Annotated in this window: 11 protein-coding genes; 9 read left to right on the forward strand and 2 right to left on the reverse strand. The window is 38.3% G+C overall.

Going from position 1 to position 11,417, the window contains the following annotated elements; translation table 11 throughout:
* Nucleotides 1-140: 140 nt before the first annotated feature.
* From AWW73_RS11425 to AWW73_RS11455, 7 genes are all read left to right on the forward strand, one after another.
* A complete protein-coding gene (locus AWW73_RS11425; RefSeq protein ID WP_062849703.1) occupies nt 141-1,019 on the forward strand; it encodes an MlaA family lipoprotein in 879 nt (292 codons plus the stop codon).
* A 111-nt stretch (nt 1,020-1,130) separates the two neighbouring features.
* The gene (gigA, locus tag AWW73_RS11430) at nt 1,131-2,099 is read left to right on the forward strand and encodes an RsbU family protein phosphatase GigA (RefSeq protein WP_016144383.1); all 969 of its coding nucleotides are present in this window, start codon (nt 1,131-1,133) and stop codon (nt 2,097-2,099) included.
* A gap of 102 nt (nt 2,100-2,201) precedes the next feature.
* Nucleotides 2,202-2,723: an anti-anti-sigma factor GigB gene (gigB, locus tag AWW73_RS11435; protein ID WP_002117273.1), complete on the forward strand. Its 522-nt coding sequence runs from the start codon at nt 2,202-2,204 to the stop codon at nt 2,721-2,723.
* Between the two features lie 20 nt (nt 2,724-2,743).
* Nucleotides 2,744-3,568 (forward strand): carbon-nitrogen hydrolase family protein, encoded by an 825-nt coding sequence (locus AWW73_RS11440; RefSeq protein ID WP_061874695.1) that lies wholly within the window; start codon nt 2,744-2,746, stop codon nt 3,566-3,568.
* 14 nt (nt 3,569-3,582) lie between these two features.
* Nucleotides 3,583-3,957, forward strand: a complete 375-nt coding sequence (locus AWW73_RS11445; RefSeq protein ID WP_002117255.1) for a DUF4951 domain-containing protein — start codon at nt 3,583-3,585, stop codon at nt 3,955-3,957.
* 165 nt (nt 3,958-4,122) lie between these two features.
* Nucleotides 4,123-4,560, forward strand: a complete 438-nt coding sequence (locus tag AWW73_RS11450) for a MarR family winged helix-turn-helix transcriptional regulator (RefSeq protein WP_057105226.1) — start codon at nt 4,123-4,125, stop codon at nt 4,558-4,560.
* Between the two features lie 88 nt (nt 4,561-4,648).
* Complete coding sequence (locus tag AWW73_RS11455) at nt 4,649-5,080, forward strand: organic hydroperoxide resistance protein (protein ID WP_002117290.1); 432 nt, start codon at nt 4,649-4,651, stop codon at nt 5,078-5,080.
* Nucleotides 5,081-5,136: 56 nt separating this feature from the next.
* Here AWW73_RS11455 and gspE read toward each other — a convergent pair whose 3' ends face one another.
* Nucleotides 5,137-6,627 (reverse strand): type II secretion system ATPase GspE, encoded by a 1,491-nt coding sequence (gene gspE / locus AWW73_RS11460; protein WP_016144379.1) that lies wholly within the window; start codon nt 6,625-6,627, stop codon nt 5,137-5,139.
* A gap of 96 nt (nt 6,628-6,723) precedes the next feature.
* Here gspE and AWW73_RS11465 point away from each other — a divergent pair, with 96 nt between their 5' ends.
* Nucleotides 6,724-7,545, forward strand: a complete 822-nt coding sequence (locus AWW73_RS11465; protein ID WP_031947397.1) for a hypothetical protein — start codon at nt 6,724-6,726, stop codon at nt 7,543-7,545.
* A gap of 9 nt (nt 7,546-7,554) precedes the next feature.
* On the forward strand, nt 7,555-8,472 hold the full coding sequence (locus AWW73_RS11470) for a mechanosensitive ion channel family protein (RefSeq protein ID WP_057105225.1): 918 nt from the start codon (nt 7,555-7,557) through the stop codon (nt 8,470-8,472).
* On the opposite strand, the gene AWW73_RS11475 is transcribed toward AWW73_RS11470, so the two are convergent.
* Nucleotides 8,462-11,266 (reverse strand): DUF2339 domain-containing protein, encoded by a 2,805-nt coding sequence (locus AWW73_RS11475; protein ID WP_062849704.1) that lies wholly within the window; start codon nt 11,264-11,266, stop codon nt 8,462-8,464. The two genes, AWW73_RS11470 and AWW73_RS11475, sit on opposite strands and share 11 nt — an antisense overlap.
* Nucleotides 11,267-11,417 lie beyond the last annotated feature (151 nt).

Consider the following 11,417-nt stretch of genomic DNA (forward strand, 5'->3'; position numbering starts at 1 on the left):
ATACTTTTTAGGCTTTTTAGCATTTTATCTATATTATTTGATCAATTTTACATTGATAATAGGTTATCAATTTTGTATTAAAACATATCTCCACCCAACTGCACATTAAGTATTAGCCTGGCTGGCGGTTAAGGAATTATATGAATTATTCTAATTTAATTTTACTAAGCGTGTTATCTATAGGTGTTTGCACCTCTATATATGCTCAAGAAACTACTACAAGCGACCCTTCTGATGCTAGCTCATTAGAAAATACAGCGCCCACTCATCACCGCTCACAAATCATTCAAGATTTAAAAAATATTAAAGTTAAAGATTTAAAAATTAATGCAAATGCTGCACAACCAGATCCTGTAAAAGACCCATTACAATCATTAAATCGTCCAATTTATTCATTTAATGATATGTTGGATCGAAATTTTTTACGTCCTGTTGCTGTTCAATATAAAGAAAAAACTCCAGAAGATGTACGTGGTTCTTATCGCCAGTTCCGTAAAAATCTTGGCGAACCATGGAATGCAGTTAACCAGCTTATTCAAGGTCGTCCTGGTCGTGCAGCAAAAACTTTAGGTCGCTTTACAATTAATACTTTAACGACTCTTGGTTTAGCCGACCCTGCAAGCCGTTTAGGTTTACCGACTGAAGAAGAGAATTTTGGTGTAACGCTCGGTTACTATGGTGTTCCTTCTGGCCCATTCCTTATGTTGCCTTTTTTTGGTCCAAGTACTTTACGTGATGGTTTTGGCTTAGCAGTAGATGCCCAAGCTCGTCCTCAGAAATATGTTATGGATGATCAAGACGGCCTTTACTGGTCAAGTAATATGTTACAAGCCGTTGATACACGTGCTCAATATCTAGATTTAGATCAAACTTTACAGGGCGATCAATATGCCATGATTCGAGACTTATATCTCCAACGTAAAGCATTCCAAATTGCAGAAAAAAAGGGCGACTCAGCTGATGTATCTTTCATTGATGATGATTTAGAAGATACACCAGATGAGAATCAAAACCCTTAAAACATGAAATCAAGGTATTGCTCGGATTAAGAGTTTGGCAATACCTTGATTTTGATCATACATACTCTATGATGAATAAAGTGATCATATAAAAGGACTACCATCTCTTCTATGTATTTTATTAAACCGACACGCTCTATTCCTTATTTAGAGCAAGCTTTGGATAAATTGCCAGGCTTACAAGTCATTAACATAGATGATTTAGATTTATATGATCCAACCATCATTGCAATTGCAGATGTACAAGATTTCCTAACTTATAAATGGAATTTACCAACAATTGTGATTGCTTTTGAACATGAAGGTACTGCTTTAGCTCAAGCTTGGGAGGCTGGTGCTCTAGCAGGTTGGGTGTGGAATCAATTACCTAACGATTTAAATAAAGCATTATCAAGAATTGATGCGCAATATAAACGCAATCAAGATAGTCGTGATTTGCCTTCGGCTGCTGAACTACAAAAAAGACTATTACCCAATCCAATTGATTTATTAAATTATCAAGTCGAAACTTTTTTTCAGCCTTCAGCTTATCTTTCTGGTGATTGGTATGACTACTGGAAATTAAATGATAAAGAAGTTTTATTCTATCTTGCCGATGTTTCAGGACATGGTGTAACCAGTAGTTTATTAACATCATGGATGGCAGCTTTCCATGGCCGCTCTAAAACACCAAGACAGTTAATAAAAAAACTAAATGGGATGTTGGTTCAAGAGAATATTGAAAAGCACATTACCATTGTGGTCGGTATTTTAAATCTAGAAACACATACGCTTCGCTGGTCAAGTGCAGGGCACTACCCTCCTCCTATCATTTTTGAACCTAATCAAGCTCCGAAAATTCTAACAACCAGTAGTTTTCCATTAGGCTTAACTGATGAACTCGAAGTTGAAGAGCATGTTTGTACATTAAACCACCAATCACGATTCATTGTTTGCTCAGATGGAGCTCTTGAACCTTTTGATGGTGGCTTAAATGATCAGTTCCAACAATTGGTTCATCATTTGCAAAATCAATCATTTCAAGCACCCGATCACGTAGCTGATGACATTGCCATCTTTAGTCTTTGTCGAATGAATTAATTTACGAATCAATTAATTACATAATATACGACTTAAGAACTCTTGAGTCTGAGATGGCACTATGTGATAATTTTTCTATCCTTCTCTGAAAATGGCATTTATATGTCAACAGGTCATGTTGAATATGCAAGTTTAAATGGAACGCATATTTTCAAACTTATTGGTGAAGTGCGAGCCCATTCTTGTATAAGTCTAGACAAACTTTTAAACAGAATTGAACAGCAAGAGAATGTTGTTGGTGCAATCGTTGATTTAACCCAAACAACATTTATTGATAGTACGGTATTAGGCATCCTGGCTAAGCTAGGTTTAAAGCTTAAACAAACTCATCATATTCAAGCTGTGATGCTATCTACCAATCCAGATATCACTACCTTAGCCAACAGTATGGGGCTAGGGCAGGTTTTTGTCATTTTGAATTACTGTGGCGATCCTAACGTTTGCACATTAACGTTAACTGATGAACAGATCACTCATAATGCAATGCTAAGAACTGTTCTGGATGCACATAAGACATTGATGAAACTCAATGCAAACAATCAGAACATGTTTGAGCCACTTGTGAAGCAGTTACAGAAAGAACAAGATACGCTTGAACAAGTATCTGACAAGCAAAATGCCTGATTTTTAAGCCGGACTAGAATATGACCCTTGTTTCTGTTGCTCAAATGAATTCTCAAGATGATATTGAAAATAATTTTCAAGTCATTGAGTCTTTGATTCAACAAAGTAAGGCACAAAATGCTAGCTTGATTGTTTTCCCCGAAAACTTTGTATGTTTTGCTGCTGGAAAACAGCGCGAAACAGCCGAGCAATTTGAGTCTATTCAACAAAGGCTTGAGAAACTGGCGCATCAATATCAAATCTGGATTGTGGCCGGTACTTTACCATGCCCATTTCGTCCAGATGGATCTACTATTCAAGATGGTCGAGTCCGAACTGTTAGTCTTTGTATCAGCCCTGAGCGTACAGAAGCACGTTATGACAAGATCCATTTATTTGATGTACAAGTGGGTGATGCTGTCGGTGGTTATCAAGAGTCTCGTTTCTTTGAACCTGGGACAGACGTAGTAGTCACATCTACCCCTTTTGGCAATATTGGCTTAATGGTATGTTATGACTTACGTTTTCCAGAGCTTGCTCTCACCCTGAGACAACAAGGCGCTCATATTCTTACTGCTCCTGCTGCGTTTACCTATACAACTGGACAAATGCACTGGCAGCTTTTGCTACAAGCTCGAGCAATGGATAGCCAATGTTATGTTTTAGGCGCAGCACAACAGGGCTGGCATGGTGAAAAACGACAAACCTGGGGACACTCTGGGGCAACAGATAGTCGTGGCCAAATTTTAAGTATGATTGGATATGAAGGGAATGGTTTAATCACTGTACCCTTTGATTTAACAGCACAAGAACTCGTCCGCTCATCAATGCCTCTGATGACTCACCGTAAATTGATTCATTATTAAAAGTTTAATTATTCATGTGGAAATACTTATTTAGCATTTTTTGCTTGGGGGCAAATATTCATTGTTATGCAGAGTTTGGTACAACAAACCATTTTGTTTCGCCTACTGCACAGCTCAACTCAGATATTCTTCCAGCAACTCCTAAAAATATTCCCTTGCCCGCTTTTGGCCAAAGAATTATTGGCTGGGGTACGGGTGCAGAAGGAGCAAGACAACGTTTAGAAAATATTCAGCCTGCAGATGTTTCTGTGATTAAAAAACAAGGCACCACACTTGAAATGATTACTGCATGGCAAGATTTTTATGAACAAGAGCAGCAACGCAATGCAAATAATCCTACCGCTAAATATCGTGCGCGTTTAATGAAAAAAATTGCAGATTTGTGGTAAACACTTTCATCTAGAATATTTTTATCTTATGGAATAATTGATGTAATTATTCCATTTTTTATGTGCGTTAATTTGTTTTATTCATAACCTATTCTGATGAACATTTAAGAAACTGAATAGAACGCGATATACTACAAAAGCAATATTAGTTTCTTTGAGGAATATATGGACCAAGACTGTCAAAACTTAAAGCTTGAGAATCAATTATGTTTCCTCATTTATTCAACAAATTTAGCGCTTAATCAACTCTACAGAAAACTTCTAGCGCCTTTGGGCATTACCTATCCCCAATATTTAGTGATGTTAGTGTTGTGGGAACAAGATGAAGTCACTGTTTCAGAAATTGGAGCTAAACTTTTTTTAGAATCATCTACCCTTACCCCTATCTTGAAAAAATTAGAAGCCCAACATTTGCTTCATCGTACCCGTTCATCTCAAGATGAAAGACAAGTGATTATTACGTTGAGTGATGACGGAAAAAAATTAAAAGATCAAGCAATGCATATTCCAGCAGGTGTACTAGAAGCAAGTTCATGTGATATGACCACGCTAATAGGCCTCAAAGATCAACTTACTAAACTCCGTACAAATATAGCTAAATAATCACCAATTTTTTTACAAAATTGACTTGTCAAAATAATTAAGTCGTGTACGATATATTTGTATTCAATTTATTTTAGGAATAAAAAAGATGTCATTAGAAAAAGTTGTTTATCGTGCAAAGGCTAAAGCAACTGGTGGTCGTGATGGCCGTGCGACTTCATCAGACGGCGTATTAGATGTACAACTTGGTGTACCTAAAGAAATGGGTGGCGCTGGTGGTGCTGTAACAAATCCAGAGCAATTATTCGCAGCTGGTTATTCAGCATGCTTTTTAGGTGCTTTAAAATTTGTTGCAAACCGCGATAAATTTAATATTAGTAAAGATGCTTATGTAGAAGGTGAAGTAGGTATTGGCCCAATTCCTACAGGTTTTAGCATCGAAGTAACTTTAAATGTTTACTTAGTGGGTATGGATCGTGAAGAAGCTGAAAAGTTAGTTGCAGCAGCCCATATTGTTTGCCCATATTCAAATGCAACTCGCAACAATATTGATGTAACCTTTAATATTGTGACTGAATAAGTTTTGATATTTAAAAAATGCCCGAATCAAATCGGGCATTTTTTACATCTTAAATATTATGCTTCACTTGCCTCATTGGTTACACGAAGCACTTCTTCGAGTGTAGTTTTACCTGCAAGTACTTTGCGCAAACCATCATCACGAATAGAACCTGAATACTCACGAGCATGATTTTCTAATTCATATTCAGCTGCATTACCATGAATCAGACGGCGCATGGGCTCATCAACTGGTACGATTTCATAAATCGCTGTACGACCATTAAAACCTAGATGAGAGCAATGATCACATCCTTTAGCCTCAGGTAACTGCAACAACGGTTCATTATGAATATGCTGAAAAACCTGTTTCTCAAAAGTATCGGCTTCACGCCATGTCATACAATGTGGGCATAAAGTACGAACCAAACGTTGAGCGATCACGCCAATTAAAGAGCTTGATAATAAAAAGGGTTCAATTCCCATATCTTTAAGTCGGGTAACAGCCCCAATAGCGGTATTGGTATGTAGTGTTGATAAAACCAAGTGACCTGTTAAAGAGGCTTGAACTGCAATTTCAGCTGTTTCCAGATCACGGATCTCCCCTACCATCACCACATCAGGATCTTGACGTAACATGGCCTTTAAAGCTCGCGCAAATGTCATATCGACTTTGGTGTTCACTTGGGTTTGACCAATACCTTCAAGTTGATATTCGATAGGATCTTCAGCGGTTAAGATATTTCGAGTATTGTCATTTAAATCAGATAAGGCTGCATATAAGGTGGTCGTTTTCCCCGAACCAGTAGGCCCTGTGACCAAAATAATACCGTGGGGACGATGTACTAACTGAGTTAAACGCTCATAGTCATTAGCCATTAAACCCAAGTGAGTCATGTTGAGTCGGCCCGCTTGTTTATCAAGCAAACGCATAACCACCCTTTCACCATGTGACGATGGCAAAGTTGAAACACGCACATCCACTTCACGACCAGCAAGACGTAAAGAAATACGCCCATCTTGTGGTACACGTTTTTCAGCAATATCGAGCTTCGCCATAACTTTAATACGCGAGACCAGTAAAGGTGCCAGCTCACGGCGTGGCTGTACAATCTCACGTAGTTGACCATCTACACGCAATCGTACAGATAGTTTCTTTTCAAAAGCTTCAATATGAATATCTGAAGCCCCTACCCGAATTGCCTCTGAAAGTAATGCATTAATAAGACGGACAATAGGAGCATCATCTTCCTGATCCATTAAGTCTTCTGTTTCAGGAACCTGATCGGCCAAACTCAATAAATCCGGGTGATCTTCTAAACCGGCTGCAACTTGTTGTGATTCCCCTGTATCACCTGCATAGCTCGTACTTAAGAGCGCATTAAATTCTTGTTCAGTACATAATTGATAATGAGCTGGCTTTCCCAAGATGCGTCTTGCTTCCTGCAATGCAATTTTTTCAGTGTTTTGACGTCTAATAATAAATACCTGATCACCGTCATAACGAAATAAAACACCATGACGCTTGGCAAAACTATATGGAACTTGTATTTGTTTCAATATTTGCATCACAATTTATAATGATGAGTAAGATGATTTTGAGTGTACTCTAAGCAGATTACAGCGTGAAGTCTGTTTAACAACTCGGTAGAGGAATTTTGCGTCTTGTTTGAAAATAATGAATATCAGCCTCGCCCCCAGAATTCTTTAAAATGGTGGGGAGAACAGAACTTTGAAATTAATCAGTCGAAAGCATGGCAATTCGGTTCAATGCTTTTTCGTTTAACACGTGGCATAAAAGAATGGCGCATTGAATATTATCGACCTTCTCTTCAAGACGATAATGAACAAGATTGGCATCCAATCGCAGATCCACATTTTGCTTTTCCTCATAATGTTCAAGTAGAACGTTATATGTTTCGAAAAACCAATCCAGAATTTTTACTTATGCCACGTCTGGCAGATCGTTCTGTAGTTATTAAACCTGTTGACCCTATTTATATTCCAGCAGGTCAACGTGGGACTTTATATATAAGTACGCCATTATGGATTGCAGGTTTAGTTGAAAGTCAGCATGAACCATTGTTTGAGATTCCTGTTATTCAGCCTAAAGATACGTGGTTTGGTCCTAATGCCCAGCAAGGTGAAATCTGTTATGCCACTTCAGTGGATGGGCGTACTGATTTGAATCTATTAACACCACGCGCTTTCCGTGCTGTAACTCCAATTGACTTTCATAACACCAGTAATCATCAATTACGCTTTGATCGTATGAACGTACCAGTAACTGCTCTTCCTCTTTTTTATAGTGAAAGTACTGGTCGTTTATGGACGTCTCAAATTAAAGTTTATTATGAGGGCTCTGATCGTCCCGCACGCATTCGTATTGAAAACCGTACGCCACCTCTTGCTGGTGAAGTGACTTATGTTCATCCACCACGCTCACCTGGTGGAGCATTATTCAATATGTTTGATTCATTCTTTTAAGAGGTTTATATGGCTGATTCAAATATTCCAAAAGATATCGCTGATAGCCTCAAAAGCATATTTACCAATATCAATACCGAACGCATTAGTGAAATTTTAGTCGCCGTTGTACTGTGTTTTATTGGTTTTGTTCTTGCTCGTATTATTTCAAATACGTTTATTAGAACCATTGGCTCACGCTTTAATGCTCACCAACGCCTTGTATGGCGCCGTGGTATTTTTTATTTTATTTTCTTACTCTTCATTATGACGAGTTTAAAAGAAGCTGGTTTCAAACTTAGTGTATTCCTTGGTGCAGCGGGGATTCTAACCGTAGCACTTGGTTTCGCATCGCAGACCTCTGCCAGTAACTTAATTAGTGGTTTATTCTTGATTGGGGAAGGTTCATTCGAAGTCGGTGACACGATTCAGATCACCCTTATTCGTGGCAACACAATTGAAGGCGAAGTCATCTCCATTGATTTGCTTTCGGTCAAGTTACTTACACTCGACAATGTCTATATTCGTTTGCCAAACGAACAACTCATTCGTGCCCCCGTACACAACTTATCTAAATACCCAATACGGCGTATTCCAATTACACTTGCAATTAACTTCCACGAAGACATTATTAAAGTTCGCGAAGTTTTACTAAATGTGGCAGCGAATTATCCGCTCGTGTTAGATGACCCAAAACCTGCTGTTACGGTTACGGCATTCAGAGAATCATCAATTGAACTTTTATTTGCAATGTGGTGTAGACAAGAAAATTCTTTAAAAGTTCGGGATGAAATGCAAGAACGTATCCGAAATGGATTTTTGGACAATCAAATTGAAATTCCTGTACCGAAAATGGGCTTAATTGATCGACCACCTACCGCTTTTGCTGAAGATGATATCGATCAATACAGTAATCAAAAAGAATTAAAACGAGAGCCTAAAGCTTAGGCTCTTGATTCTTCTCTACAGAAGACGGTGGTAATGGCGCAAGATAAGCAATAATCAACATTACCCCACCCGCTCCAATAAACGAGATGACACGAGTTAATGTCGCACTTTGCGATAGATCAAGCAAAATTAGCTTTAATACAACAATACCTAAAAGCGCAGCACCTACAAACCAGAGTTGACGAATCATTTTACGACTAGAGAATGTAGTTAATACAAATGCCAAAATAACCCAAAGCAATGTCAAACTTAACTGCACTTCACCATTTGTCCAAATTGAAGCACTCCACAATGGAGTCGCCCAGTAATGGTGCAAGCCCCTGACAACCACACTACTAAACACCAACAACCCCACTAGAATGGTTGTGATTTTAAAAGTCCATTCCAATGACTTATCTTGATCAAAAGTATGTTGATAAATAATAAAGAGCAAACCTGCAAATACTACAATTGAAAGAAAGTCAGTTAAGTTAATCAAAGGAACAAAATAAAGATATTCGGCAGAATGGCGATCAATACTCACGACTAACAACCACAGTAGGCTCAAACACCACACTGGAATTTGATGTAACAGTATCGTTTTATGAGCCTTATATGCCCAAAGTGAATACACCATAGGAACAAAAGCCAGAGCAACAACTGGCATTTGTGGAAAAATAGCCAAACCACCTATCGCTAACGCCAACCAGCTTAAACCAGCCCAGACGTTTAAGTATCCAGATTCATCTGACTGTGGTTGAGCCATAATAAATAAAATACTAAGAATAATGGTACTCACAAGGAAAGTACCCTGCTGTAATATGTCGGCCCATTTATACAGCGTGAATACTTGGCTGGTAAAGGCTTCACCCAAAATTAACAACAGTAACAGGCTAATTAAAATTAACTGCAAACTTTGCCATTGCACACGTAATTTATAGTGAACAACTGCACTAAATATTGCTATTAGAGCAGTGGCAAACATCAAATATGGACTCAAACCATGATGATGCCATGTCATTATTTCTATCCCAGCTACGGCGCCCGCATACATACCTAAGCATAAGAAAATGCCACTAATCATGCTGGCACTAAAATAACGTTGTTCTTTACTGTTGTATTGCAATAAATAAAAGGCAGAAATAAATTGAGCAAGTGCATATATGCTTGTACTTAGCGTTGGGAACTCTTCATTTGCCCACACCTGATAAAACAGTGCAAGTGAGCTGAGTAAAACTAAAACTACACCAATATATCGGCTTAAACGGTAGCGCTCAGTTACTCCCCACACAATTAAAGCCGTACCTTGAGCAACCCAACCAATTGCTGTCCAATGTGCTCCTTTTGCAAGCGGGAAAATTAAGGCAAAAAATGCAACCGCGAGAATGAAAAAGCTTTTTGCAAGAACTGAAAGCTGAGGATGAGTCTTTTTAATCCAGAAAGTTAATATTGCATATGTACCAGCCAAAACAGCAGCACCAATCGTCAACGCTTGCGTAGACTCATGTACTAAATAGGCATGTAATGTAAAGCCCAGTACAGGAACACTAAAAATAAGGCCTACATCTAAGAGTGGAGGTAAACGAATGCCCTCTTGTTTTTCATGTGCCGAAACACGAGATATATTTTGGCTATAACGCACACTGAGCCAAATAAACAGCGCTATATGAAGCCATAAGATCCAGTCTAGTGTGTCAAATTTTGTTGGTTCTGCATAAAATGCGATTGCACTACCACCAATAAACATGGTGGCAAAGAAAGCAATTTGATTTAAAATTTTCCAAGGCTGAATAAAATTAACAGCGGCAACCGCAAGATTAATAACAAGATAGTAGCTAAATAAGAAGACTACATCAGGGCGGTATTGCGGAATAACTAAAGGAGCCGCATAGGCCATACCAAGTGCTAAAATTGCTAAATAAATAGCTTGTTGTTTTAAGCTCAGGAATACCGTAATAGCTAATAAAATCGCAAACAGAATACTCGCTGTAGATAAGTTGGCGATTACACCAAAATGATGTGAGAACACAAGTGTTAGGAATACAACAGCCAACCCGACACCTTGCAATGCCACAGCAAAAAGCTGATTTTTCTTTTGCAAAATATACCCAAATGCCGTTAATACACCTCCAGCAATCGCAATAAAACCAAGTTTGACACCTAAACTAAGTTGCCAATGCTCGCTTGCAAAACGTAATAACAACACCACCCCAACCATAAGCACAGCAACAGCAACTCTTAAGATTGGATTGCCATGAATCATCCAATCTACGGCTGGTTGCCACCATGCAGTTTTTACAGGAATCGGTTGTTCTGTTTGATTGAAAGTTGCCGTTTCGGCAGGGCCTACTAGCATGTCGGTATTGTTGAGGCCAACCTGCTCTAGCGCTGGATTTATAACTTCAGACTGTATGGTCTCATTTGCATGAACAGTTTGTTTTGCTGATTCGAGGTACAACAGTCGAGTATGAAATGCGCTGATGGTTTGAATTAAACATAATAATAAAACCAGTAAAGCCCCACCAGCAATCCACATCCAATGATTGATATAAGCAACTAATGCAACCAAGGCAGCTGCATAAATCACTGTTCTTTGCATATGAATAGAATAAAGTGGCATTTTCTGATGAGAAAACTGCTGTTCTAAATGAGTTAAGCGCTCATGTAGATTTGACAGTAATTGAACTAGAATGACAGTAAGTGCAATAGATAAAGCAACAACAGCACTCTGAAATTTAAAACCAATTGAAATGGCTAAAAACAAAGTCAAAGCGATCAAAACAATGATCATTCCCTGTTTGTCTTTTTTATACATGGGCTTAGCAATATGACACCTTCATTACAGGTCATCTTACTTCAAGCCAATACAAGCGTATATTTATACATACAAAATACTGCAAAAATCATAAACCTGCATTCATAGCCGTTTTCACGTAAAATACCCGTAATTCAGATTAAGGAATTGT

The sequence above is a fragment of the Acinetobacter lactucae genome, assembly GCF_001605885.1.
GTDB classification, from domain to species: Bacteria; Pseudomonadota; Gammaproteobacteria; order Pseudomonadales; family Moraxellaceae; genus Acinetobacter; species Acinetobacter lactucae.

Bases quoted from the DNA above. Each gene is read 5' to 3' on its own strand.
- AWW73_RS11450 (WP_057105226.1), top strand. From the start codon at position 4,123: ATGGACCAAGACTGTCAAAACTTAAAGCTTGAGAATCAATTATGTTTC.
- AWW73_RS11425 (WP_062849703.1), top strand. From the start codon at position 141: ATGAATTATTCTAATTTAATTTTACTAAGCGTGTTATCTATAGGTGTT.
- gspE (WP_016144379.1), bottom strand. From the start codon at position 6,627: ATGCAAATATTGAAACAAATACAAGTTCCATATAGTTTTGCCAAGCGT.
- AWW73_RS11455 (WP_002117290.1), top strand. From the start codon at position 4,649: ATGTCATTAGAAAAAGTTGTTTATCGTGCAAAGGCTAAAGCAACTGGT.
- AWW73_RS11440 (WP_061874695.1), top strand. From the start codon at position 2,744: ATGACCCTTGTTTCTGTTGCTCAAATGAATTCTCAAGATGATATTGAA.
- AWW73_RS11475 (WP_062849704.1), bottom strand. From the start codon at position 11,266: ATGTATAAAAAAGACAAACAGGGAATGATCATTGTTTTGATCGCTTTG.
- AWW73_RS11470 (WP_057105225.1), top strand. From the start codon at position 7,555: ATGGCTGATTCAAATATTCCAAAAGATATCGCTGATAGCCTCAAAAGC.
- gigA (WP_016144383.1), top strand. From the start codon at position 1,131: ATGTATTTTATTAAACCGACACGCTCTATTCCTTATTTAGAGCAAGCT.
- AWW73_RS11445 (WP_002117255.1), top strand. From the start codon at position 3,583: ATGTGGAAATACTTATTTAGCATTTTTTGCTTGGGGGCAAATATTCAT.
- gigB (WP_002117273.1), top strand. From the start codon at position 2,202: ATGTCAACAGGTCATGTTGAATATGCAAGTTTAAATGGAACGCATATT.